The following is a 23,728-nucleotide window of genomic DNA, read 5'->3' as shown; positions in this document are numbered from 1 at the left end:
CTAATTCGGTAAAATCTTCCAGAACGCATCAATTAGCGGCTCATGCAGCCGCTTTTTTTGCGCGCAGACGCCAAGCTCAAACGGCGTTTTTTCATCACTACGTTCTAAAATCATCACCCGGTTGCGCACCGGTTCCGGGCTGTTTTCCAGCACCACTTCCGGCAGCAGCGCCACGCCGCAGCCCAGCGCCACCATTGAAACCATCGCTTCATGACCGCCGACGGTGGCGTAAATCTGCGGATTGCTGATTTTATGGCGGCGAAACCACAGCTCAATGCGGCGGCGTACCGGCCCCTGATCGGCCATGATAAACGGCACCGTCGACCAGTCGGGCTTATCAACCGAAACCTGATTACGCACCGGGCAGGGCAGCGCCGGGGCGATCAGCACCACCGCCAGATTCTCCAGCATCGAAAACGCCACCGCGCCGGGTAGCGTTTCCGGCTTACCAGCAATCGCCAGATCGGCTTCGCCGGTGACCACTTTGTCCATGGCATCGGCGGCGTCGCCGGTGGTGAGCTTAATTTCCACCGAGGGATGTTCGGCGCGAAAACGGTCGAGGATCGGCGGCAGATGACTGTATGCCGCGGTCACCGAGCAGAAAATATGCAGTTCGCCGGAAAGGGATGGCCCCTGCTGATCGAGGGTATGGCGCAACTGCTGATATTGCAAAAGTGTCTGTTGGGCAAACACTCGCAGCTCTTCACCCGCTTCGGTCAGCGTGACCGTGCGGTTATCACGCACAAACAGCGGCTGGCCGAGATCTTCTTCCAGCCGCTGGATCTGCCGGGAGAGCGTGGAGGGGCTGACGTGCATCGCCCGCGCGCTGCGGCCAAAGTGGCGGCTTTCCGCCAGATGCAGGAAGGTTTTTAGATCGCGTAAATCCACAGACAGACCTCCGGTTTTTGACGTTGCATAAACCGCAACATAACGTTGTGAATATATCAATTTCCGCAATAAATTTCCTGTTGTAATGTGGGTTCATTCGCACAGATAGCAATCTGTAAACCGAACAATAAGCGCGACACACAACATCACGGAGTACACCATCATGGCTAACTACTTTAATACACTGAATCTGCGCCAGCAGCTGGCGCAGCTGGGTAAATGCCGCTTTATGGGCCGCGACGAATTCGCCGACGGCGCGAGCTACCTGCAGGGTAAAAAAGTGGTCATCGTCGGCTGTGGCGCTCAGGGTCTGAACCAGGGCCTGAACATGCGTGACTCCGGTCTGGATATTTCTTACGCCCTGCGTAAAGAAGCGATTGCTGAGAAGCGTGCTTCCTGGCGTAAAGCGACCGAAAACGGCTTCAAAGTAGGCACCTACGAAGAGCTGATCCCGCAGGCGGATCTGGTGGTTAACCTGACGCCGGACAAACAGCACTCCGACGTGGTGCGCTCCGTACAGCCGCTGATGAAAGACGGCGCGGCGCTGGGCTACTCCCACGGCTTCAACATCGTGGAAGTGGGAGAGCAGATCCGTAAAGACATCACCGTGGTGATGGTAGCGCCGAAATGCCCGGGTACCGAAGTGCGTGAAGAATACAAACGTGGTTTCGGCGTGCCGACGCTGATCGCCGTTCACCCGGAAAACGACCCGAAAGGCGAAGGCATGGCGATTGCTAAAGCCTGGGCGGCAGCCACCGGCGGTCACCGTGCGGGCGTACTGGAATCTTCTTTCGTGGCGGAAGTGAAATCCGACCTGATGGGCGAGCAGACTATTCTGTGCGGTATGTTGCAGGCCGGTTCTCTGCTGTGCTTCGACAAGCTGGTGGCAGAAGGCACCGACCCGGCATACGCCGAAAAACTGATTCAGTTTGGCTGGGAAACCATCACCGAAGCGCTGAAGCAGGGCGGCATCACCCTGATGATGGACCGCCTGTCTAACCCGGCGAAACTGCGTGCTTACGCGCTGTCCGAACAGCTGAAAGAGATCATGGCGCCGTTGTTCCAGAAACACATGGATGACATCATCTCCGGCGAATTCTCGTCCGGCATGATGGCTGACTGGGCTAACGACGATAAGAAACTGCTGACCTGGCGTGAAGAGACCGGTAAAACCGCGTTCGAAACCGCACCGCAGTTTGAAGGTAAAATCGGCGAGCAGGAGTACTTCGATAAAGGCGTGCTGATGATTGCGATGGTGAAAGCGGGCGTTGAGCTGGCGTTCGAAACCATGGTCGATTCCGGCATCATCGAAGAGTCCGCTTACTACGAATCACTGCACGAACTGCCGCTGATCGCCAACACCATCGCCCGTAAGCGTCTGTACGAAATGAACGTGGTTATCTCCGATACCGCAGAATACGGTAACTACCTGTTCTCTTACGCTTGCGTACCGCTGCTGAAACCGTTTATGGCGGAATTGCAACCGGGCGATCTGGGTAGTGCTATCCCGGAAGGCGCGGTAGACAACGCACAGCTTCGCGACGTGAACGATGCGATTCGTAGTCATGCGATTGAGCAGGTAGGTAAGAAACTGCGCGGCTATATGACGGATATGAAGCGTATTGCGGTAGCGGGTTGATATACCTTGTCGGGTGGCGCTAGCGCTTACCCGACCTACAAAATCAAGCAGACGATGTAGGCCGGGTAAGGCGTAGCCGCTACCCGGCTTTTTATTTGCGATACAATACCTTAATGATGTGGTAACCGAACTGGGTATGCAGCGGGCCGGTTGGCTCCAGTACCGGGCAGGAAAAGACTACTTTATCGAATGCCGGAACCATCTGGCCCTGACGAAATTCGCCTAAATGACCGCCTTTTTTACCGGAGGGGCAGATAGAATGCTTCTTCGCCAGCTTCTCAAAATCGCCGCCGTTTTTAATTTGCTCCAGAAGATCTAAAGCCAGTTTCTCTTCTTTTACAAGAATATGCAGTGCTGCTGCCATTTTTGCCATTATTGTGTTCTCACGTCGCAAAGATTGGCCGTCACTTTATCACTCCTTAGGCCGTCAGACATATACTCTTCGCCATTACAGGACAGATGTCCCGCCTGATTTAATGAACCGGGAGATAAGCGGCATTTTTAGCGGGCGTATTTCGGATGCGCGGGACGGCGGTCCTGTCCTTTCTGACAAGGGGCGAGATACCATGAACATAATGAAAAACGCAGAATTTCCAGACGACTGGCTTTTAGGGCTACGCCAGGTTGTACGCGACCCAGTGCTCTATGAATTACTCAAATACTGCCCGTTGGAAATCATGCAGTACAGGGCGTTTATGCGATGTCGCTTGAGTATGTTCTGCTGACGGGGGTTCTTACAGTTGGATCAAGAGCGCACAGCGTAATGGCTATACGCCGCTTGCCGCCAGAGCCCGCTGATTGATCTTTTCCAGGCTGCCTGAAAAAGCAGCCTGGTCTTCTCTGGGCCTCGCTTTCTGCTACAATCCCTCCCCCGTTCGAAGATTGAGCACTATTCCCATGCGTTTAAATCCCGGCCAACAACACGCTGTCGAATTCGTCACCGGACCCTGCCTGGTGCTGGCAGGAGCGGGTTCTGGTAAAACTCGCGTAATTACCAATAAAATTGCCCACCTGATCCGCGGATGCGGCTATCAGGCCCGGCATATTGCGGCGGTGACGTTTACCAACAAGGCAGCGCGTGAGATGAAAGAACGCGTCGGGCAGACGCTCGGCCGTAAGGAAGCGCGCGGTTTGATGATCTCCACCTTTCATACGCTAGGGCTGGATATTATTAAGCGCGAGTACGCTGCGCTGGGGATGAAATCGAACTTTTCATTGTTTGACGATACCGACCAGGTCGCCTTGCTCAAAGAGCTGACCGAAGGCCTGATCGAAGACGACAAGGTTCTGTTGCAACAGCTGATCTCCACGATCTCCAACTGGAAAAACGATCTCAAAACGCCTGCACAGGCAGCGGCGGGGGCGAAAGGTGAACGCGATCGTATTTTTGCCCACTGCTACGGGCTTTACGACGCCCATATGAAGGCATGTAACGTTCTCGATTTTGATGATTTGATTTTGCTGCCGACGCTGCTGCTGCAACGCAATGATGAGGTGCGCGAGCGCTGGCAGAATAAAATTCGTTATCTGCTGGTGGATGAATATCAGGATACTAACACCAGCCAGTATGAGTTGGTTAAGCTGCTGGTCGGGCAACGCGCGCGTTTTACGGTCGTAGGCGATGACGATCAGTCTATCTACTCCTGGCGCGGGGCGCGTCCGCAAAACCTGGTGTTACTGAGCCAGGATTTTCCGGCGCTGCAGGTGATTAAGCTGGAGCAAAACTATCGTTCTTCGGGCCGCATCCTGAAAGCGGCGAATATTCTCATCGCCAACAATCCGCACGTCTTTGAAAAGCGCCTCTTTTCCGAGCTCGGTTACGGCGCGGAACTCAAAGTGTTAAGCGCAAACAATGAAGAGCATGAAGCTGAGCGCGTTACCGGCGAACTGATTGCCCATCACTTTGTGAACAAGACCCAGTACAAGGATTACGCCATTCTGTATCGCGGGAATCATCAGTCGCGGGTATTTGAAAAATTCCTCATGCAGAACCGCATTCCGTACAAAATTTCCGGCGGCACCTCATTCTTCTCCCGTCCGGAGATTAAAGACCTGCTGGCCTACCTGCGGGTGTTGACCAACCCGGATGATGACAGCGCTTTCCTGCGCATCGTGAATACGCCAAAACGCGAAATCGGTCCGGCCACTCTGCAAAAACTGGGTGAATGGGCAATGACGCGTAATAAAAGCCTGTTTACCGCCAGCTTTGATATGGGGCTTAGCCAAAAGCTGACCGGACGTGGTTACGATTCATTGACGCGTTTTACCCACTGGCTGGGGGAAATCCAGCGTCTGGCCGAACGCGAGCCTGTCGCCGCCGTGCGCGATCTCATCCACGGTATTGACTATGAATCCTGGTTGTACGAAACCTCGCCGAGCCCCAAAGCGGCGGAAATGCGTATGAAAAACGTTAACCAGCTCTTTAGCTGGATGACTGAGATGCTGGAAGGCAACGAACTCGATGAGCCGATGACGCTGACCCAGGTGGTTACACGCTTTACGCTGCGCGATATGATGGAGCGCGGCGAGAGCGAAGAAGAGCTGGATCAGGTACAGTTGATGACGCTTCATGCATCTAAAGGACTGGAGTTCCCGTATGTCTATATGGTGGGAATGGAAGAAGGATTTTTGCCGCATCAAAGCAGCATTGACGAAGATAACATTGAGGAAGAGCGTCGGCTGGCCTATGTCGGGATCACTCGCGCGCAGAAAGAGCTCACCTTTACATTATGTAAAGAGCGCCGTCAGTATGGGGAACTGGTGCGCCCGGAACCCAGTCGCTTCCTGTTAGAACTGCCGCAGGATGATTTAATCTGGGAGCAGGAGCGCAAAGTGGTAAGCGCTGAGGAGCGAATGCAAAAAGGGCAAAGTCACCTGGCTAATCTGAAAGCCATGATGGCGGCAAAGCGAGCGAAATCGTAGGCCGGATAAGCGAAGCGCCATCCGGCAATCAGACCACGGTTAGCGAACGTCCAGCGGCCAGTGTACATAGCTTTGCCACTGGCTTTCCTGATCAATCAACTCTTTACCCAGCGGGTGATGCGCCAGCCAGTCGCCAGGCAAGGTTAACGTCAGATTTTCATTTAGCGCCTGTAGCGTAATTTCTGGTACCAGATCGTCACGACGGCGACCGGCAAAAAGAATCGCCAGGCGCAGCAAACGGCATAGCTGTTCCGCAACACGGGGCGGTACCGCATTTTGCTGATGAAGCGAAGAGAGATCGACCGGATTGGTCTGATTCAGTAAGAGGGTGGCGAGCAACTTTTTCTGCGCGGGCGTATAGCCAGGCAGATCCAAATGGCGTACTAAATAGGCGGCATGATAGGGCGCCTGTTTAAAATCAACGCTCAGACCGATCTCATGCAACTGGCAAGCGCTAAGCAACAGTTCACGACTGATAGGCTCAATATGCCAGGCATTTTCTACCTGTTTGAGGAAGTTATCTGCCAGCTTCGCTACGCGGTTCGCCTGATCGGTATCGACGATAAACCGACGCTGAATGTTTCGCAGCGTGCGGCTGCGGATATCCTGATCTACCGCCAGATGCAACATCCCATACACCAGCCCTTCGCGTAACGCGCCGCCTGCCAGCGTCATGCTCTGGATGTTCAGCTCGGTAAATATCGCGATCAGAATAGCCAGCCCACTTGGGAAAACCAGCGCGCGTTCCAGCGTCAGGCCTTCGATTTCCAGTTCTTCCAGACGCCCGCACTGTATCGCGCGTTGTTTTAGCTGCTGCAGTTTGGCGAGCGTAATGCGCTCGTCCATCCCCTGCGCCATCATGATTTCCTGCAATGCCTGTACGGTGCCGGAGGCACCCACGCAGACCTTCCAGCCATGAAAACGCAGTTCATCGGCAACCGGACGCAGTACATCGCGCGCGGCCTTCTCCGCATCATCAAAGTTTTCTTGCGCCAGATTACGATCGCTAAAATAGCGTTCAAGCCACGTTACGCAGCCCATCGACAGGCTAAACAGCGACGTGGTTTGCGCGCCAGTGCCGGTAACCAGTTCAGTGCTGGCGCCGCCGATATCCACCACCAGCCGCTGATCTGCGCCGCCGGTGGTATGAGCGACCCCCTGATAAATCAGCCGCGCCTCTTCTTCGCCGCTGATAACCTGCACCGGACAACCAAGGATAGTCTGCGCTTTCGCGATAAATTCACCCGCATTGACGGCGAGACGCAATGTTGCGGTGGCAACCACGCGGATTTGCGGCTGCGGAATATCCTGCAAACGTTCAGCAAACAGGCGCAGACATTGCCAGCCGCGTTCCATCGCTTCAGCTGAAAGGTGGTTGTCGTTGTTCAGACCCGCGGCCAGACGCACCTTGCGTTTTATTCGGGTCAGCGTCTGGATGCTTCCCGCCGCCTCGCGCACGACCAGCATATGAAAACTATTGGAACCGAGATCAATAGCGGCATACAACGAGGTGGAATTCATACACTTCATCCTTCAACCTGTATCCGTGTTGGCTGCGTACTCTTCCTAAGCTCATCGGGATTTGTTTTCTTGCCGCCTTGATACAGGCTAAATGATTTTGTGTATGGCATAACTTTTCTTAACCTGAACGACGACGATTACGCGGAGCGCCAGCGCGGCGCGGACCATTGCCAGGACGCGAACGCGTCAGGCGCAACGGCTTGGGCAGATCGTTCATGAGCGCTTCCGGATTGTATTTGCTGACCGGAATCGAGTGGCCGATATAGCTCTCAATGGCGGGCAGATTCAGCGCATACTCTTCGCAAGCCAGGCTGATGGAATGTCCGCTGGCGCCAGCGCGACCGGTACGACCGATACGGTGAACATAGTCTTCACAATCATCTGGCAGATCGTAGTTAAAGACGTGCGTTACGGCGGGGATATGCAACCCGCGCGCCGCGACATCGGTCGCCACAAGAATATCCAGATCGCCGCGGGTGAACTCATCCAGAATCCGCAGGCGCTTTTTCTGCGCGACGTCACCGGTCAGCAGACCAACACGATGACCATCTGCCGCCAGATGTCCCCAGATATCTTCGCAACGATGCTTGGTGTTGGCGAAAATAATGGCGCGATCCGGCCACTCTTCTTCGATCAGCGTTTGCAGTAAACGCATTTTCTCTTCATTAGAGGGGTAGAAAAGCTCTTCTTTAATGCGGTGGCCGGTCTTTTGCTCCGGTTCCACTTCAACATATTCGGCGTTGTTCATCTGTTCAAACGCCAGCTCGCGAACCCGATAAGACAGAGTGGCGGAGAACAACATGTTCAGACGCTGCGCAGCCGGCGGCATACGACGGAACAGCCAGCGGATATCTTTAATAAAGCCCAAATCGTACATGCGATCGGCTTCATCGAGTACGACGACCTGAATGGCGCCGAGGTTAATGTGGTTTTGTTTGGCGTAGTCGATCAGTCGGCCCGTCGTACCAATAAGAATATCAACGCCGCTTTCCAGCACTTTAAGCTGCTTGTCGTAACCATCGCCGCCGTAAGCCAGGCCTAATTTTAAGCCAGTCGCTTGCGCCAACGGCTCCGCGTCTGCGTGAATTTGTACGGCTAATTCACGCGTCGGCGCCATGATCAGCGCGCGCGGCTGGTTCACCTTGCGATCGTCGATCGCGGGATGAGAAAGTAAATAATGAAACGTTGACGTCAGAAACGCCATCGTTTTCCCGGTACCGGTTTGCGCCTGCCCTGCAACGTCACGACCCGCCAGCGTTAGCGGAAGGGCCAGTGCCTGAATGGGCGTACAATTATAAAACCCTTTTTTTTCAAGGGCTTCAACCACCTGAGGGTGCAGGGCGAAGTCGGAAAACTTCTGTTCTGTTAAATGTGTTTTGCTCATAGTGTGGTAGAATATCAGCTTACTATTGCTTTACGAAAGCGTATCCGGTGAAATAAAGTCAACCTTTGTTGGCGAAGTTAACATCAGCACCTCGTTGGTTAATGCTACACCAACACGCCAGGCTTATTCCTGTGGAGTTATATATGAGCGATAAAATTATTCACCTGACTGACGACAGTTTTGACACGGATGTACTCAAAGCGGACGGGGCTATCCTCGTTGATTTCTGGGCAGAGTGGTGCGGGCCGTGTAAAATGATCGCTCCGATTCTGGATGAAATCGCTGACGAATATCAGGGCAAATTGACCGTTGCCAAACTGAACATTGACCAGAACCCAGGTACTGCGCCTAAATATGGCATCCGCGGTATTCCGACTCTGCTGCTGTTTAAAAACGGCGAAGTGGCGGCAACCAAAGTAGGCGCACTGTCTAAAGGTCAGTTGAAAGAGTTTCTCGACGCCAATCTGGCGTAATACCTTTTATACGTCGAATGACAAAGGCGCTGTATGGTCAGGCGTCTGTCATTCGACGAATGATTAAGGTATCAGGCAGTTTCGTGGCGTCTGTTGTCCTTACGTTATTCTTAAATTGTCAGGATCTCTGGACGCCCGGTCTGAGTCGTGCTAAGTTAGTATTGACTTCGAATTAAACATACCTTATTAAGTTTGAATCTGGTTTTATCCGTCACTTCCCGTTTTTTCTCGCACGAGAAGTGGAAAGATTCCTGGCTCTTCGCTCATTCCGTCTTGTCGTTTCAGTTCTGCGTACTTTCCTGTGACCAGACAGCGAACAGACATGAGTTGATAGCCGTAAACAGGCATGGATGACCCTGCCATACCATTCACAACATTAAGTTCGAGATTTACCCCAAGTTTAAGAACTCACACCATTATGAATCTTACCGAATTAAAGAATACGCCGGTTTCTGAGCTGATCACTCTCGGCGAAAGTATGGGGCTGGAAAACCTGGCCCGTATGCGCAAGCAGGACATTATTTTTGCCATCCTGAAGCAGCACGCAAAGAGTGGCGAAGATATCTTTGGCGACGGTGTGCTGGAGATATTGCAGGATGGATTTGGTTTCCTCCGTTCTGCAGACAGCTCCTACCTCGCCGGTCCTGATGATATCTACGTTTCCCCCAGCCAAATCCGCCGTTTCAACCTCCGCACTGGTGATACCATTTCTGGTAAGATTCGCCCGCCGAAAGAAGGTGAACGCTATTTTGCGCTGTTGAAAGTTAACGAAGTTAACTACGACAAACCGGAAAACGCCCGTAACAAAATCCTCTTTGAGAACTTAACCCCGCTGCACGCAAACTCTCGTCTGCGTATGGAGCGTGGTAACGGTTCTACCGAAGACTTAACGGCACGCGTTCTGGATCTGGCTTCGCCGATCGGTCGCGGCCAGCGCGGTCTGATTGTCGCGCCGCCGAAGGCGGGTAAAACCATGCTGCTGCAGAACATCGCGCAGAGCATCGCGTATAACCACCCAGACTGCGTGCTGATGGTGCTGCTGATTGACGAACGTCCGGAAGAAGTAACCGAGATGCAGCGTCTGGTGAAAGGCGAAGTGGTTGCGTCTACCTTTGACGAACCGGCATCCCGCCACGTTCAGGTTGCTGAAATGGTTATCGAGAAGGCGAAACGTCTGGTTGAACACAAGAAAGACGTTATCATTCTGCTCGACTCCATCACCCGTCTGGCGCGTGCCTACAACACCGTGGTGCCGGCTTCCGGTAAAGTATTGACCGGTGGTGTGGACGCTAACGCCCTGCATCGTCCGAAGCGTTTCTTCGGCGCGGCGCGTAACGTGGAAGAGGGCGGTAGCCTGACGATCATCGCGACGGCGCTTATCGATACCGGTTCCAAGATGGACGAAGTTATCTACGAAGAGTTTAAAGGCACCGGTAACATGGAGCTGCATCTTTCGCGTAAGATCGCTGAAAAACGTGTCTTCCCGGCTATCGACTACAACCGTTCCGGTACCCGTAAAGAAGAGCTGCTCACCACTCAGGAAGAGCTGCAGAAAATGTGGATCCTGCGTAAGATCATCCATCCGATGGGTGAAATTGACGCGATGGAATTCCTCATTAACAAACTGGCGATGACCAAAACTAATGACGACTTTTTCGAGATGATGAAGCGCTCATAACCTGGTCTTTACCTGAAAACGCCACGTTTTTACGTGGCGTTTTTGTTTTATATCTGTAATCTTAACGATACATTTACAAAATGATGATAAACCGGGTCGGGGCTTCGCCATCCATTCGTTATCGGTATCGTGTGGTTGATATTTAAACAATTCTGCCTGATTCAGAGCAGGGTTTCCCTTCTGAATAAAGGTCTTCATGGTTATACTTCTGGTACTAATTTTATCTGAGAGCACGCATTGTGAATTTACTGACCGTGAGTACTGATCTCATCAGTATTTTTTTATTCACGACACTGTTCCTGTTTTTTGCGCGTAAAGTCGCAAAAAAAATCGGTTTAGTGGATAAACCCAACTTTCGTAAACGCCACCAGGGGCTGATACCGTTGGTTGGAGGGATTTCGGTTTACGCAGGGATTTGCTTCACATTCGGAATCGTTGACCACTATATTCCTCATGCGTCGCTTTATCTTTCTTGTGCGGGCGTACTGGTTCTTATCGGTGCGCTGGACGACCGTTTTGATATCAGCGTGAAGATCCGTGCGACCATACAGGCCGCGATCGGTATCATTATGATGGTATTCGGTAAGCTCTATCTTAGCAGCCTCGGCTATATCTTTGGCTCCTGGGAGATGGTGCTCGGTCCCTTCGGCTATTTCCTTACTCTGTTTGCCGTATGGGCGGCGATCAACGCTTTCAATATGGTGGACGGTATTGACGGCCTGTTGGGCGGGCTATCCAGCGTCTCATTCGCGGCGATGGGGCTGATTTTATGGTTTGACGGTCAAACCAGCCTGGCAATATGGTGCTTCGCCATGATCGCCGCGATTCTGCCTTACATTATGCTTAATCTCGGTATTTTGGGGCGGCGTTATAAAGTCTTTATGGGCGATGCCGGTAGTACTCTGATTGGTTTTACCGTTATCTGGATCTTACTGGAAACGACGCAGGGGAAAACTCACCCTATCAGTCCGGTTACCGCGCTATGGATTATCGCTATCCCGCTGATGGATATGGTGGCGATTATGTATCGCCGTCTGCGTAAAGGAATGAGTCCCTTCTCACCTGATCGTCAGCATATTCACCATCTTATCATGCGCGCCGGATTTACCTCTCGTCAGGCGTTTGTACTGATTACGCTTGCCGCCGCCATTCTGGCGGGAGTCGGCGTAGCGGCAGAATATTCTCATTTTGTTCCTGAATGGGTTATGTTGGTGCTCTTTTTGCTAGCATTCTTCCTCTATGGCTACTGCATTAAGCGGGCCTGGAAGGTGGCGAGATTTATTAAGCGTGTGAAGCGTCGCCTGCGCAGACACCGTAAGAACCGGCCAAACTTAACCAAGTAAATGAGGATACGATGACACAACCATTACCGGGGGCACGCGCGGTGAGCGCTGAAAATGAACTGGATATTCGCGGGTTGTTTCGTACTTTATGGGCTGGCAAATTCTGGATTATCGGCATTGGCCTGCTATTTGCCCTTATCGCGTTAGCCTATACCTTTTTTGCTCGTCAGGAGTGGAGTGCGACGGCGATCACCGATCGCCCAACCGTAAATATGTTGGGCGGTTATTACTCCCAGCAGCAGTTTCTGCGCAACCTGGATATTAAGACCGATCCTGCTTCTTCTGATAAGCCCTCGGTGATGGATGAAGCGTATAAAGAGTTCATCATGCAACTTGCCTCCTGGGATACGCGTCGCGATTTCTGGTTACAGACGGACTATTACAAGCAGCGAATGGTCGGGAATAGCAAAGCTGATGCGGCGATGCTTGATGAACTGATCAATAACATACAGTTTACGCCCGGCGATTTTACACGCGCCATCAACGACAACGTGAAGCTGATTGCTGAAACTGCGCCGGATGCCAATAATCTGCTGCGTCAGTATGTCGCATTCGCCAGCCAGCGGGCGGCGAGCCATCTGAATGATGAATTAAAAGGTGCCTGGGCTGCGCGTACCGTGCAGATGAAAGCGCAGGTCAAACGGCAGGAAGAGGTTGCGAAAGCGATCTATTCACGTCGTGTAAACAGTATTGAGCAGGCGCTCAAAATTGCGGAACAACATAATATTTCTCGTAGCGCGACGGATGTCCCGGCGGATGAATTACCGGACTCAGAGCTTTTTTTACTCGGTCGCCCTATGTTGCAGGCGCGTCTTGAAAATCTGCAAGCGGTTGGCCCTGCGTTCGATTTGGACTACTTTCAAAATCGGGCAATGTTGAATACGCTTAATGTGGGGCCGACCCTGGACCCTCGTTTTCAGACCTATCGTTATTTGCGTACGCCGGAAGAACCGGTAAAACGTGATAGCCCACGCCGAGCCTTCCTGATGATTATGTGGGGTATCGTTGGGGCGCTAATCGGTGCGGGCGTTGCCTTAACCCGTCGCCGCACGATTTAGCAACACCTCTGCAGTAGGGGGCTGGGCCCCTGCTGTCTATTCGAAGAGAATCGATGTGAAAGTACTGACTGTATTTGGTACACGACCGGAGGCCATTAAGATGGCGCCTCTGGTCCATGCGCTGGAAAAAGATCCTCATTTCGAGGCCAAAGTATGCGTTACTGCGCAGCATCGGGAGATGCTTGATCAGGTATTAACTCTTTTTTCTATTGTGCCTGATTACGATCTCAACATTATGCAGCCGGGACAGGGGTTGACGGAAATTACCTGCCGAATTCTGGAGGGATTAAAGCCGATCCTGGCAGATTTTAAACCTGATGTGGTGCTGGTTCATGGCGATACCACCACTACGATTGCTACCAGCCTGGCGGCTTTCTATCAACGAATTCCGGTAGGGCACGTAGAAGCCGGGTTGCGAACCGGCGATCTCTATTCCCCCTGGCCGGAAGAGGCAAACCGCACGCTGACCGGACATCTGGCGATGTACCACTTTGCGCCGACGGAAAACTCGCGGCAGAATCTGTTGCGGGAGAACATTCCGGATGAGCGCATTTTTGTCACTGGCAATACCGTTATCGACGCGCTGATCTGGGTACGCGATCGCGTTCTGACGAGCGATACATTACAGGCTGAACTGGCCGAGCAGTATCCTTTCCTCAACGCGAATAAGAAGATGATTTTAGTGACCGGTCATCGGCGTGAAAGCTTTGGTCAGGGCTTTGAGCATATCTGCCAGGCGCTGGCGGAAATCGCCGCCGCGAACCAGAATGTGCAAATTGTCTATCCGGTGCATCTCAATCCCAACGTCAGCGAACCTGTCAACCGTATCCTCGGCCATGTTGAAAACGTGGTACTGATTGAGCCGCAGGACTACTTACCTTTTGTCTGGCTGATGAATCACGCCTGGCTCATTCTGACCGATTCCGGCGGTATTCAGGAAGAAGCGCCGTCATTAGGTAAGCCGGTATTGGTCATGCGTGAAACCACAGAGCGTCCGGAAGCCATTACCGCTGGTACGGTAAGACTGATCGGCACGGACTCCCGGCGCATTGTGGCGGAAGTTATGCGTCTGCTGCACGACGAAAATGAATATCAAACTATGAGCCGCGCCCATAATCCTTATGGTGACGGGCAATCATGCGCGCGCATTTTACAGGCGTTAAAAAGTTATCGGGTATCGTTATGAGTTTTACGACCATTTCTGTTATTGGGCTGGGGTATATCGGATTACCGACTGCGGCCGCTTTTGCTTCCCGCCAGAAGCAGGTTATCGGCGTGGATATCAACCAACATGCGGTAGACACCATAAATCGCGGTGAAATTCACATCGTGGAGCCGGCGTTGGGCAATGTGGTGAAGATGGCGGTGGAAGGCGGCTTTCTGCGTGCGACGACGACACCTGTCGAGGCCGATGCGTACCTGATTGCCGTGCCGACGCCATTCAAAGGCGATCACGACCCTGACATGGCCTATGTGGAAGCCGCGGCGAAATCCATTGCGCCGGTATTAAAAAAAGGGGCACTGGTGATTCTGGAATCAACATCGCCGGTCGGCGCAACGGAGCAAATGGCCGGCTGGCTGGCCGGGATGCGCCCGGATCTGACCTTTCCCCAGCAGGCGGGCGAGCAGACCGACGTGAATATCGCCTATTGTCCGGAGCGTGTGCTGCCGGGTCAAGTGATGGTGGAACTCATTAAAAATGACCGCGTGATTGGCGGTATGACGCCAGTATGTTCGGCTCGCGCCAGCGCGCTGTACAAAATTTTCCTTGAGGGCGAATGCGTTGTCACCAACTCGCGCACCGCAGAGATGTGCAAGCTGACGGAAAATAGCTTCCGTGATGTGAATATCGCCTTTGCGAATGAATTGTCGCTGATTTGCGCCGAACAGGGGATTAACGTCTGGGAATTGATCCGCCTGGCGAACCGCCATCCGCGCGTCAATATTTTGCAGCCGGGCCCAGGCGTTGGCGGGCACTGCATTGCGGTTGATCCGTGGTTTATTGTGGCGCAAAATCCGCAGCAGGCGAGACTGATTCGCACCGCGCGTGAAGTGAACGACGGCAAACCGCACTGGGTGGTCGATCAGGTAAAAGCCGCGGTCGCAGATTGCCTGGCGGCCACCGATAAACGCGCCAGCGAAGTGAAAATCGCCTGTTTTGGGCTGGCCTTTAAGCCGAATATCGACGATCTGCGCGAAAGCCCGGCGATGGGGATCGCGCAAAGTATCGCCCGCTGGCACAGCGGCGAAACCCTGGTCGTCGAACCGAATATCCATCAGTTGCCGAAAAAATTGGACGGACTTTGCACTCTGGCGAAACTGGACGCGGCGCTGGCCGCCGCCGATGTGCTGGTGATGCTGGTCGATCATGACGAATTTAAAGCGATTCCCGGCGATGCGGTTCATCAACGTTATGTGGTTGATACCAAAGGAGTCTGGCGCTGATGAAACGGATTCTGGTGACCGGCGGCGCAGGCTTTATCGGATCTGCGGTGGTGCGGCATATCATCCATGAAACGGCAGACGCGGTGGTGGTGGTGGATAAACTCACCTATGCGGGCAACCTGATGTCTCTGGCGTCGGTGGCGCAAAGCGACCGTTTCGCCTTTGAGAAGGTGGATATCTGCGATCGGGCATCACTGGAGCGAGTTTTCCAGCAGTACCAGCCCGATAGCGTGATGCACCTGGCGGCGGAAAGCCATGTAGACCGTTCCATCGACGGCCCGGCGGCGTTTATTGAAACGAATATCGTTGGTACTTACACCTTGCTGGAAGCCGCTCGCGCTTACTGGTCCGCTCTTGACGCGGACGCTAAAGCGGCGTTCCGCTTCCACCATATCTCCACCGATGAAGTGTATGGCGATCTGCATACTGCAGACGATTTCTTCACCGAAACCACGCCATATGCGCCAAGCAGCCCTTATTCCGCCTCCAAAGCCAGCAGCGACCATCTGGTACGCGCCTGGTTACGTACCTACGGTTTGCCTACGCTTGTCACCAACTGCTCTAATAACTACGGGCCCTACCATTTCCCGGAAAAACTGATCCCGCTGATGATTCTGAACGCGCTGGCGGGTAAACCATTGCCGGTCTATGGCAACGGCCAGCAAATTCGCGACTGGCTGTATGTGGAAGATCATGCCCGTGCGTTGTATCACGTGGTGACGAACGGCGCGGTGGGCGAAACGTATAATATCGGCGGTCATAACGAACGTAAAAATCTGGATGTGGTCAGGACGATCTGCGCTCTGCTGGAAGAACTGGCCCCACAAAAACCGCAGGGTGTGGCGAATTATCACGATCTGATAACCTTCGTCGACGATCGACCCGGCCATGACTTACGCTATGCCATTGACGCGTCGAAAATCGCCCGCGAGCTGGGCTGGACGCCGCAGGAAACCTTCGAAAGCGGGATGCGAAAAACCGTTCAGTGGTATCTCGCCAATGAGGCCTGGTGGAAACCCGTGCAGGATGGCAGTTATCAGGGCGAACGCTTAGGTCTGAAACGCTAAACGGCAGGTTCTTACTCCTGGAGGAGAAACGAATGAAAGGCATCATTCTGGCCGGAGGTTCCGGTACCCGGTTGCATCCCATTACGCGCGGCGTATCAAAGCAGCTTCTGCCCGTCTACGATAAACCGATGATTTACTATCCGTTATCGGTGCTAATGCTGGCGGGCATTCGTGAGATCTTGATCATCACCACGCCGGAGGATAAACGCGACTTTCAGCGTTTGCTGGGTGACGGCGCAGCGTTCGGTATCGATTTACACTATGCCGAACAGCCCAGTCCGGACGGGCTGGCGCAGGCCTTTATCATTGGCGAAACGTTCCTCAACGGTGAACCCTCATGCCTGGTATTGGGCGACAATATCTTTTTTGGTCAGGGTTTTAGCCCCAAACTCCGTCAGGTCGCGGCGCGTACCGAAGGCGCTACGGTATTTGGCTATCAGGTCATGGACCCGGAACGCTTTGGCGTCGTGGAGTTTGACGATGATTTTCGCGCGCTCTCGCTGGAAGAAAAGCCGAAACAGCCTAAATCTAACTGGGCGGTCACCGGCCTCTATTTCTATGACAGCAAGGTCGTCGAGTATGCGAAGCGCGTGAAACCGTCCGGGCGTGGCGAGCTGGAGATCACTTCTATCAACCAGATGTATCTGGAGGAAGGTAAGCTGACCGTTGAACTGCTGGGCCGCGGTTTCGCCTGGCTGGATACGGGCACCCACGACAGTCTGATTGAGGCGAGCACTTTTGTGCAGACGGTGGAAAAGCGCCAGGGCTTCAAAATTGCCTGTCTGGAGGAGATTGCCTGGCGCAACGGCTGGCTGGATGATGATGGTTTGAAACGCGCCGCCAGTCAGCTTGAAAAAACCGGCTATGGCCAATATTTACTGGAGTTGCTCCGTGCCCGTCCGCGCCAGTATTGAACCGTTACTCTGGGAAAATACGTTCTTTGGCGTGAATAGCGGCATTGTGCGTATCGATGCCTCAGCGCCCGAATTAACGCCAGAAGCGCTGCAGGCGTGGCAACGCGTGCAGGTAAAAGTGCCGGCTGAAAACATCGCCTGGCTGTCGGCGTTGCAATCGCTGGGATTCTCTTTGGTTGAAGGCGAGGTGGATTTTGCGTTGCCGGTAAAAGGGCATCGCTACCAGCATGGCGCGGAAATTGCACACCTTACGGACATCCCTGCTTTGCGTCAGTTGGCCGGAGAGGCGTTTACGCAGAGTCGTTTTCGCGCGCCGTGGTATGCGCCCGATGCCAGCGCCCGTTTTTACGCCCAGTGGATTGAGAATGCGGTACGCGGCACGTTTGATCACCAATGCCTGGTGCTTCGCACGGAGACAGGCGCTATCCGCGGTTACGTCTCGCTGCGGGAATTGAATGATACCGACGCGCGCATCGGTCTGTTGGCTGGACGCGGCGCGGGAGCGGAACTTATGCAGGCGGCGATCTGTTGGGCGCAGAGTCGCGGCAAAGCAACATTGCGGGTGGCGACCCAGTTGGGCAACACCGCCGCGCTTAAACGTTACATACAAAGCGGTGCCAACATCGAAAGCACTGCGTACTGGTTATACAGGTGACAACATGATTCCTTTTAATGCGCCGCCGGTGGTGGGAACCGAACTCGAATACATGCAGTCTGCAATGAGCAGCGGCAAACTGTGCGGCGACGGCGGCTTTACGCGCCGTTGCCAGCAGTGGCTGGAGCAACATTTCGGCAGCGCGAAGGTGTTGCTGACGCCTTCCTGTACCGCGTCGCTGGAGATGGCGGCTCTGTTGTTGGATATTCAGCCCGGCGATGAAGTGATCATGCCGAGCTTTACGTTTGTCTCCACCGCTAACGCTTTTGTCCTGCGCGGCGCGAAAATTGTGTTTGTCGATATTCGTCCGGATACGATGAATATTGACGAAACGCTGATTGAGGCGGCAATTACTGATAAAACCCGCGCTATCGTGCCGGTACACTACGCTGGCGTCGCTTGTGAAATGGACGTCATCATGGCGCTGGCGGATAAGTATAATCTGTTCGTTGTCGAGGATGCCGCCCAGGGCGTGATGTCCACGTACAAAGGGCGCGCGTTAGGAACGATCGGTCACATCGGCTGTTTTAGCTTCCATGAAACCAAAAATTACACCGCTGGCGGCGAAGGCGGCGCGACGCTGATCAACGATCGTGCGCTGATTGAACGCGCGGAGATCATCCGCGAAAAAGGCACCAACCGCAGCCAGTTCTTCCGTGGTCAGGTGGACAAATACACCTGGCGGGATATCGGCTCCAGTTATTTGATGTCCGATCTGCAGGCTGCCTACCTGTGGGCGCAACTGGAGGCCGCCGATCGTATCAATCAACAGCGTCTGTCGCTGTGGCAGACTTACTACGATGCGTTAACGCCGCTGGCGCGCGCCGGGCGTATCGAGCTGCCTTCTATTCCGGAAAACTGCGGGCATAATGCCCACATGTTTTACATCAAACTGCGGGATATCGCCGATCGCAGCGCGCTGATTAATTTCCTGAAAGAGGCGGAAATCATGGCGGTATTCCATTACATTCCGCTGCATGATTGTCCGGCGGGCGATAAATTCGGCGAGTTTATCGGGGACGATGTCTACACCACAAAAGAGAGCGAACGTTTGTTGCGTCTGCCGCTGTTTTATAATCTTGCGCCCGTCGATCAACGAACGGTGATTACTACCTTGCTAAATTATTTCTCCTGATATGTCGCTTGCTAAAGCCTCCCTGTGGACGGCGGTCAGTACGCTGGTAAAAATTGGCGCCGGACTGCTGGTGGTGAAACTACTGGCCGTCTCTTTTGGTCCGGCGGGCGTCGGACAAGCGGGTAACTTCCGCCAGATGATCACCGTGCTGGGCGTATTGGCTGGCGCCGGGATATTTAACGGCGTTACCAAACTCGTCGCACAACATCATGATAACCCGGCGCAGTTACGTACCGTGGTGGGAACCTCCTCCGCGATGGTATTGGGTTTCTCTACGCTGCTGGCGCTGGTCTTCCTGCTGGCGGCGGCGCCGATTAGCCAGGGACTGTTCGGTCATACGGACTATCAAGGGCTGGTGCGTCTGGTTGCGCTGGTACAAATGGGGATCGCCTGGGCGAACCTGCTGCTGGCGCTAATGAAGGGCTTTCGTGACGCGTCGGGTAATGCCTTATCGTTAATTGTCGGCAGCTTTTTGGGCGTTGCCGCCTGGTATCTCTGCTACCGTGTCGGCGGCTATGAAGGCGCTCTGCTTGGCCTGGCGCTGGTGCCGGCGCTGGTGGTAGTGCCTGCCGGTATAATACTGATTAAGCGCGGCACCGTCCCGCTACGCTATCTCAAGCCCTCCTGGGACAACGGTCTGGCAGGGCAGCTCAGTAAATTTACCCTGATGGCGCTGATTACCTCCGTTACGATGCCGGTCGCCTATGTGATGATGCGAAACCAACTGGCCGCGCACTATAGCTGGAGCGATGTCGGGATCTGGCAGGGCGTAAGCAGCATTTCTGATGCCTATCTGCAATTTATCACCGCCTCTTTCAGCGTTTACCTGTTACCCACGCTCTCACGCCTGACGGAAAAACAGGACATTACGCGTGAAGTGGTAAAAGCGCTGAAATTTGTTTTACCGGCGGTCGCGGCGGCGAGTTTTACCGTCTGGCTACTGCGCGATTTTGCTATCTGGCTGCTTTTTTCCGCCAAATTCACCGCGATGCGCGATCTGTTCGCCTGGCAGTTAGTGGGCGACGTGCTGAAAGTCGGCGCCTATGTTTTCGGTTATCTGGTGATTGCCAAAGCGTCGTTGCGATTTTACATTCTGGCCGAAATTAGCCAGTTCATTCTGTTAACGGCGTTCGCTCACTGGCTGATTCCCGCTCACGGCGCGCTGGGTGCGGCACAGGCTTATATGGCCACCTATATTGTCTATTTTTCACTTTGTTGCGGCGTATTTTTACTCTGGCGTAGGCGAGCATGACTGTACTGATTCACGTCCTGGGATCGGATATCCCTCACCATAACCACACCGTGTTGCGGTTTTTCAATGATACGCTGGCCGCCACAAGCGAGCACGCGCGTGAATTTATGGTTGCTGGCGAAGATAACGGCTTCACGGAAAGCTGCCCGGCGCTCTCGCTTCGTTTTTATGGCAGTAAGAAAGCGCTGGCGCAGGCGGTCATCGCCAAAGCGAAAGCAAATCGTCGACAGAGATTCTTCTTTCACGGTCAGTTCAACACCAGCCTGTGGCTGGCGCTGTTAAGCGGCGGTATTAAGCCAGCTCAGTTTTACTGGCATATCTGGGGCGCGGATCTCTACGAAGTGTCCCACGGGCTGAAATTCCGCCTTTTCTACCCGCTTCGTCGTATCGCGCAGGGACGAGTAGGGGGCGTATTCGCGACGCGCGGCGATCTCAGCTATTTTGCGCGCCAGCACCCGGGCGTACGCGGCGAGTTGCTCTATTTCCCGACGCGCATGGATCCTTCCCTGAACTCTATGGCAAAAGAGCGCCAACGTGCGGGAAAATTGACCATTTTGGTAGGGAACTCCGGCGATCGCAGTAACGAGCATATTACGGCGTTACGGGCGGTGTATCAGCAGTTTGGCGACACGGTAAACGTGGTGGTGCCGATGGGCTATCCGGCCAATAACCAGGCCTATATTGATGAGGTTCGTCAGGCCGGTCTGGCGCTATTTAGCGCCGAAAATCTACAAATTCTTAGCGAAAAAATGGAATTTGATGCCTATCTTGCGCTGTTGCGCCAGTGTGACCTCGGTTATTTTATTTTTGCCCGCCAACAGGGGATCGGGACGTTGTGTCTGCTAATTCAGGCCGATATCCCGTGCGTACTGAACCGCGACAATCCTTTCTGGCAGGATATGGCGGAACAGCATCTGCCCGTCCTGTTTACCACGGACGATCTTAATGAGCAGGTCGTGCGCGAGGCGCAGCGTCAGCTCGCATCGGTAGATAAAAGCGGCATCACCTTCTTTAGCCCCAACTACCTGCAACCGTGGCATAATGCGTTGAGAATCGCCGCAGGAGAAGCCGAATGAGTTTAATGCAATTCAGCGGGCTGCTGGTGGTCTGGCTGCTCTCTACGCTGTTTATCGCCACGCTGACCTGGTTTGAATTCCGCCGCGTGCGTTTTAACTTCAACGTTTTCTTTTCGTTGCTGTTTTTGTTGACCTTCTTTTTTGGTTTTCCGCTAACCAGCGTGCTGGTATTTCGTTTCGACGTTGGCGTCGCGCCGCCGGAAATCTTATTGCAGGCTCTATTATCCGCCGCCTGTTTCTACGGCGTGTATTACGTGACCTATAAAACGCGTTTACGCAAACGCGTTGTGGATGTACCACGTAAGCCGCTATTTACTATGAACCGGGTGGAAACCCACCTTACCTGGGTGATCCTGATGGGCATCGCGCTGGTGAGCGTGGCGATTTTCTTTATGCATAACGGCTTTTTGCTGTTCCGGCTGCACTCCTACAGCCAGATCTTTTCCAGCGAAGTCTCCGGCGTGGCGTTAAAACGGTTCTTCTATTTCTTCATTCCGGCGATGCTGGTGGTCTATTTCCTGCGCCAGGACAGCAAAGCGTGGCTGTTTTTTCTGGTGAGCACCGTCGCGTTTGGCCTGTTGACCTACATGATTGTCGGCGGCACGCGCGCCAACATCATTATTGCGTTTGCTATCTTCCTGTTTATCGGCATTATTCGGGGCTGGATCAGCCTGTGGATGCTGGCAGCGGCGGGCGTGCTGGGGATTGTCGGTATGTTCTGGCTGGCGCTCAAACGCTACGGATTAAATGTGAGCGGCGATGAGGCGTTCTATACGTTTCTTTATCTGACGCGCGATACCTTTTCGCCGTGGGAGAATCTGGCGCTGCTGTTGCAAAATTACCACAATATCGATTTTCAGGGGCTGGCCCCTATCGTGCGTGATTTCTACGTCTTTATTCCCACCTGGTTATGGCCGGGACGACCCAGTATCGTGCTGAATTCTGCGAATTACTTCACCTGGGAAGTCCTGAACAACCATTCTGGCCTGGCGATATCGCCAACGCTTATCGGATCGCTGGTGGTCATGGGCGGGGCGCTGTTTATTCCGCTCGGCGCGATCGTCGTCGGGCTGATTATCAAATGGTTCGACTGGCTATATGAACTGGGTAACCGGGAGCCCAATCGCTATAAGGCGGCGATTCTGCACAGTTTCTGCTTTGGCGCCATCTTTAATATGATTGTGCTGGCGCGAGAAGGGCTGGATTCGTTTGTCTCGCGCGTGGTTTTCTTCCTGGTGGTTTTTGGCGCCAGCCTGCTGGTCGCTAAGCTTCTGTTCTGGTTATTTGATAGCGCCGGACTGATTCATAAACGTACAACTTCGCTCCCTCAGGCACAGGTGGAAGGAAAACTATGACTAACAATGCCGCTGCGCCCCTTTACTCGCTGCGAGGATTACCTCTGATTGGCTGGCGCGACATGTCACACGCGCTGAATTATCTGTTTGCCGATGGACAACTGAAGCAAGGTACGTTGGTGGCAATCAACGCCGAAAAGCTGCTGACGGCGGAAGATAATCCGGAAGTCCGCGCGTTGATAGCGGCGGCGGAATTTAAATATGCCGATGGCATCAGCGTGGTGCGTTCAATACGTAAAAAATTTCCGCAGGCGCAGGTTTCTCGTGTGGCTGGCGCTGACCTTTGGGAAGCGTTAATGGCGCGCGCGGGTAAAGAAGGCACACCGGTATTTCTTGTCGGCGGCAAGCCTGAGGTGCTGGCGCAGACGGAAGCAAAACTGCGGACGCAGTGGAACGTCAATATTGTGGGTAGCCAGGACGGTTACTTTACGCCGGAGCAGCGTCAGGCGCTATTTGCGCGTATCCATGCCAGCGGCGCGAAAATTGTCACCGTCGCGATGGGATCGCCAAAACAGGAATTGCTCATGCGCGATTGTCGGGAAGTGCATCCCCATGCGCTATATATGGGGGTGGGCGGTACTTATGATGTGTTTACCGGTCACGTCAAACGCGCCCCAAAAATATGGCAGAACCTGGGGCTGGAGTGGTTGTATCGTCTGCTTTCTCAACCGAAGCGTATTACCCGCCAGATGCGTCTGCTGCGCTACCTTCGCTGGCACTATACTGGCGATCTCTAATTCTCCCTTCTGATGACTTGAGCAGCGGATTGTGCTTATGGCGCTGCTCATTTACAACATAATCGATGATTTCTTACACAATAAGTGCATTTTTTTAATGCTCCATTTGCCATTTGTCCAAATTTAAGAAAATATTCGCAACAATCGATGTACCCATAACAATAACCGGTACTACCGGAACCGTTG

General features: G+C 53.6%; 21 protein-coding genes and 2 pseudogenes. 19 read left to right on the top strand and 4 right to left on the bottom strand.

What is annotated here, in order from left to right:
* Positions 1-888, bottom strand: a complete 888-nt coding sequence (gene ilvY / locus OLG56_RS21775) for an HTH-type transcriptional activator IlvY (protein WP_000365797.1) — start codon at positions 886-888, stop codon at positions 1-3.
* Positions 889-1,051: 163 nt separating this feature from the next.
* Between ilvY and ilvC the strand changes: the two genes are divergently transcribed.
* Entirely contained in the window at positions 1,052-2,527 is a 1,476-nt protein-coding gene (gene ilvC / locus OLG56_RS21770) for a ketol-acid reductoisomerase (RefSeq protein ID WP_000024943.1), read from the top strand.
* Positions 2,528-2,618: 91 nt separating this feature from the next.
* Here the strand turns inward: ilvC and ppiC are convergent, their stop codons facing one another.
* Entirely contained in the window at positions 2,619-2,900 is a 282-nt protein-coding gene (ppiC, locus tag OLG56_RS21765; RefSeq protein WP_001096806.1) for a peptidylprolyl isomerase PpiC, read from the bottom strand.
* Positions 2,901-3,093: 193 nt separating this feature from the next.
* Here ppiC and OLG56_RS22245 point away from each other — a divergent pair.
* The 3 genes and pseudogenes from OLG56_RS22245 to rep form a co-directional block, all read left to right on the top strand.
* Positions 3,094-3,249 (top strand): annotated as a pseudogene (locus tag OLG56_RS22245) (Crp/Fnr family transcriptional regulator); the annotation flags it as partial.
* Positions 3,201-3,325 (top strand): annotated as a pseudogene (locus tag OLG56_RS21760) (nicotinamide riboside transporter PnuC); the annotation flags it as partial. The pseudogenes OLG56_RS22245 and OLG56_RS21760, both read left to right, overlap by 49 nt.
* Positions 3,326-3,424: 99 nt before the next feature.
* A complete protein-coding gene (rep, locus tag OLG56_RS21755) occupies positions 3,425-5,449 on the top strand; it encodes a DNA helicase Rep (RefSeq protein WP_001238842.1) in 2,025 nt (674 codons plus the stop codon).
* A gap of 39 nt (positions 5,450-5,488) precedes the next feature.
* Here rep and gppA read toward each other — a convergent pair whose 3' ends face one another.
* On the bottom strand, positions 5,489-6,970 hold the full coding sequence (gppA, locus tag OLG56_RS21750) for a guanosine-5'-triphosphate,3'-diphosphate diphosphatase (protein ID WP_001089447.1): 1,482 nt from the start codon (positions 6,968-6,970) through the stop codon (positions 5,489-5,491).
* 118 nt (positions 6,971-7,088) lie between these two features.
* On the bottom strand, positions 7,089-8,354 hold the full coding sequence (gene rhlB, locus OLG56_RS21745; protein ID WP_000047525.1) for an ATP-dependent RNA helicase RhlB: 1,266 nt from the start codon (positions 8,352-8,354) through the stop codon (positions 7,089-7,091).
* 143 nt (positions 8,355-8,497) lie between these two features.
* On the opposite strand from rhlB, the gene trxA reads away from it, so the two are divergent.
* The 15 genes from trxA to wecG all read left to right on the top strand — a co-directional run bounded on the left by trxA (position 8,498) and on the right by wecG (position 23,542).
* A complete protein-coding gene (trxA, locus tag OLG56_RS21740) occupies positions 8,498-8,827 on the top strand; it encodes a thioredoxin TrxA (RefSeq protein WP_001280776.1) in 330 nt (109 codons plus the stop codon).
* Positions 8,828-9,074: 247 nt separating this feature from the next.
* Positions 9,075-9,158 carry a rho operon leader peptide gene (locus OLG56_RS21735; RefSeq protein WP_134820045.1) on the top strand — a complete coding sequence of 28 codons (84 nt, stop codon included), beginning with the start codon at positions 9,075-9,077 and terminating at the stop codon, positions 9,156-9,158.
* Positions 9,159-9,245: 87 nt separating this feature from the next.
* Positions 9,246-10,505 (top strand): transcription termination factor Rho, encoded by a 1,260-nt coding sequence (rho, locus tag OLG56_RS21730; RefSeq protein ID WP_001054532.1) that lies wholly within the window; start codon positions 9,246-9,248, stop codon positions 10,503-10,505.
* 239 nt (positions 10,506-10,744) lie between these two features.
* Positions 10,745-11,848: a UDP-N-acetylglucosamine--undecaprenyl-phosphate N-acetylglucosaminephosphotransferase gene (gene wecA / locus OLG56_RS21725; protein ID WP_001050948.1), complete on the top strand. Its 1,104-nt coding sequence runs from the start codon at positions 10,745-10,747 to the stop codon at positions 11,846-11,848.
* 11 nt (positions 11,849-11,859) lie between these two features.
* On the top strand, positions 11,860-12,906 hold the full coding sequence (gene wzzE, locus OLG56_RS21720; protein WP_000193413.1) for an ECA polysaccharide chain length modulation protein: 1,047 nt from the start codon (positions 11,860-11,862) through the stop codon (positions 12,904-12,906).
* Positions 12,907-12,961: 55 nt separating this feature from the next.
* Positions 12,962-14,092, top strand: coding sequence for a non-hydrolyzing UDP-N-acetylglucosamine 2-epimerase (wecB, locus tag OLG56_RS21715; protein WP_000866685.1), 1,131 nt, complete (start codon positions 12,962-12,964; stop codon positions 14,090-14,092).
* The gene (gene wecC / locus OLG56_RS21710; protein WP_061377464.1) at positions 14,089-15,351 is read left to right on the top strand and encodes a UDP-N-acetyl-D-mannosamine dehydrogenase; all 1,263 of its coding nucleotides are present in this window, start codon (positions 14,089-14,091) and stop codon (positions 15,349-15,351) included. The genes wecB and wecC overlap by 4 nt, the downstream gene beginning before the upstream one ends.
* Entirely contained in the window at positions 15,351-16,418 is a 1,068-nt protein-coding gene (rffG, locus tag OLG56_RS21705) for a dTDP-glucose 4,6-dehydratase (protein WP_000822143.1), read from the top strand. The genes wecC and rffG overlap by 1 nt, the downstream gene beginning before the upstream one ends.
* Positions 16,419-16,450: 32 nt before the next feature.
* The gene (gene rfbA / locus OLG56_RS21700) at positions 16,451-17,332 is read left to right on the top strand and encodes a glucose-1-phosphate thymidylyltransferase RfbA (RefSeq protein WP_000676077.1); all 882 of its coding nucleotides are present in this window, start codon (positions 16,451-16,453) and stop codon (positions 17,330-17,332) included.
* The gene (gene rffC / locus OLG56_RS21695) at positions 17,310-17,987 is read left to right on the top strand and encodes a dTDP-4-amino-4,6-dideoxy-D-galactose acyltransferase (RefSeq protein ID WP_023197570.1); all 678 of its coding nucleotides are present in this window, start codon (positions 17,310-17,312) and stop codon (positions 17,985-17,987) included. Before rfbA ends, rffC begins: the two co-directional genes overlap by 23 nt.
* Before the next feature lie 4 nt (positions 17,988-17,991).
* Positions 17,992-19,122, top strand: a complete 1,131-nt coding sequence (gene rffA / locus OLG56_RS21690) for a dTDP-4-amino-4,6-dideoxygalactose transaminase (RefSeq protein WP_061377465.1) — start codon at positions 17,992-17,994, stop codon at positions 19,120-19,122.
* A 1-nt stretch (position 19,123) separates the two neighbouring features.
* On the top strand, positions 19,124-20,374 hold the full coding sequence (gene wzxE, locus OLG56_RS21685) for a lipid III flippase WzxE (protein WP_000050295.1): 1,251 nt from the start codon (positions 19,124-19,126) through the stop codon (positions 20,372-20,374).
* Entirely contained in the window at positions 20,371-21,450 is a 1,080-nt protein-coding gene (locus OLG56_RS21680; RefSeq protein WP_061390588.1) for a TDP-N-acetylfucosamine:lipid II N-acetylfucosaminyltransferase, read from the top strand. The genes wzxE and OLG56_RS21680 overlap by 4 nt, the downstream gene beginning before the upstream one ends.
* Complete coding sequence (gene wzyE, locus OLG56_RS21675; protein ID WP_000055605.1) at positions 21,447-22,805, top strand: ECA oligosaccharide polymerase; 1,359 nt, start codon at positions 21,447-21,449, stop codon at positions 22,803-22,805. The genes OLG56_RS21680 and wzyE overlap by 4 nt, the downstream gene beginning before the upstream one ends.
* Positions 22,802-23,542, top strand: coding sequence for a lipopolysaccharide N-acetylmannosaminouronosyltransferase (wecG, locus tag OLG56_RS21670; protein ID WP_000183617.1), 741 nt, complete (start codon positions 22,802-22,804; stop codon positions 23,540-23,542). Before wzyE ends, wecG begins: the two co-directional genes overlap by 4 nt.
* Positions 23,543-23,728 lie beyond the last annotated feature (186 nt).

Source organism: Salmonella sp. 2018103, assembly GCF_026247685.1.
Lineage (GTDB): Bacteria > Pseudomonadota > Gammaproteobacteria > Enterobacterales > Enterobacteriaceae > Salmonella > Salmonella enterica.
Note: the sequence above shows the minus strand (reverse complement) of the source record. Positions and strands in the feature narration are given on the sequence as shown.

Excerpts from the sequence above, each read along its gene's own strand:
- gppA (WP_001089447.1), bottom strand. The coding sequence starts at position 6,970 with ATGAATTCCACCTCGTTGTATGCCGCTATTGATCTCGGTTCCAATAGT.
- trxA (WP_001280776.1), top strand. The coding sequence starts at position 8,498 with ATGAGCGATAAAATTATTCACCTGACTGACGACAGTTTTGACACGGAT.
- rffA (WP_061377465.1), top strand. The coding sequence starts at position 17,992 with ATGATTCCTTTTAATGCGCCGCCGGTGGTGGGAACCGAACTCGAATAC.
- rho (WP_001054532.1), top strand. The coding sequence starts at position 9,246 with ATGAATCTTACCGAATTAAAGAATACGCCGGTTTCTGAGCTGATCACT.
- rep (WP_001238842.1), top strand. The coding sequence starts at position 3,425 with ATGCGTTTAAATCCCGGCCAACAACACGCTGTCGAATTCGTCACCGGA.
- wecG (WP_000183617.1), top strand. The coding sequence starts at position 22,802 with ATGACTAACAATGCCGCTGCGCCCCTTTACTCGCTGCGAGGATTACCT.
- ppiC (WP_001096806.1), bottom strand. The coding sequence starts at position 2,900 with ATGGCAAAAATGGCAGCAGCACTGCATATTCTTGTAAAAGAAGAGAAA.
- wecC (WP_061377464.1), top strand. The coding sequence starts at position 14,089 with ATGAGTTTTACGACCATTTCTGTTATTGGGCTGGGGTATATCGGATTA.
- rhlB (WP_000047525.1), bottom strand. The coding sequence starts at position 8,354 with ATGAGCAAAACACATTTAACAGAACAGAAGTTTTCCGACTTCGCCCTG.
- wzzE (WP_000193413.1), top strand. The coding sequence starts at position 11,860 with ATGACACAACCATTACCGGGGGCACGCGCGGTGAGCGCTGAAAATGAA.
- wzxE (WP_000050295.1), top strand. The coding sequence starts at position 19,124 with ATGTCGCTTGCTAAAGCCTCCCTGTGGACGGCGGTCAGTACGCTGGTA.
- OLG56_RS21680 (WP_061390588.1), top strand. The coding sequence starts at position 20,371 with ATGACTGTACTGATTCACGTCCTGGGATCGGATATCCCTCACCATAAC.
- rffG (WP_000822143.1), top strand. The coding sequence starts at position 15,351 with ATGAAACGGATTCTGGTGACCGGCGGCGCAGGCTTTATCGGATCTGCG.
- wzyE (WP_000055605.1), top strand. The coding sequence starts at position 21,447 with ATGAGTTTAATGCAATTCAGCGGGCTGCTGGTGGTCTGGCTGCTCTCT.
- ilvC (WP_000024943.1), top strand. The coding sequence starts at position 1,052 with ATGGCTAACTACTTTAATACACTGAATCTGCGCCAGCAGCTGGCGCAG.
- rfbA (WP_000676077.1), top strand. The coding sequence starts at position 16,451 with ATGAAAGGCATCATTCTGGCCGGAGGTTCCGGTACCCGGTTGCATCCC.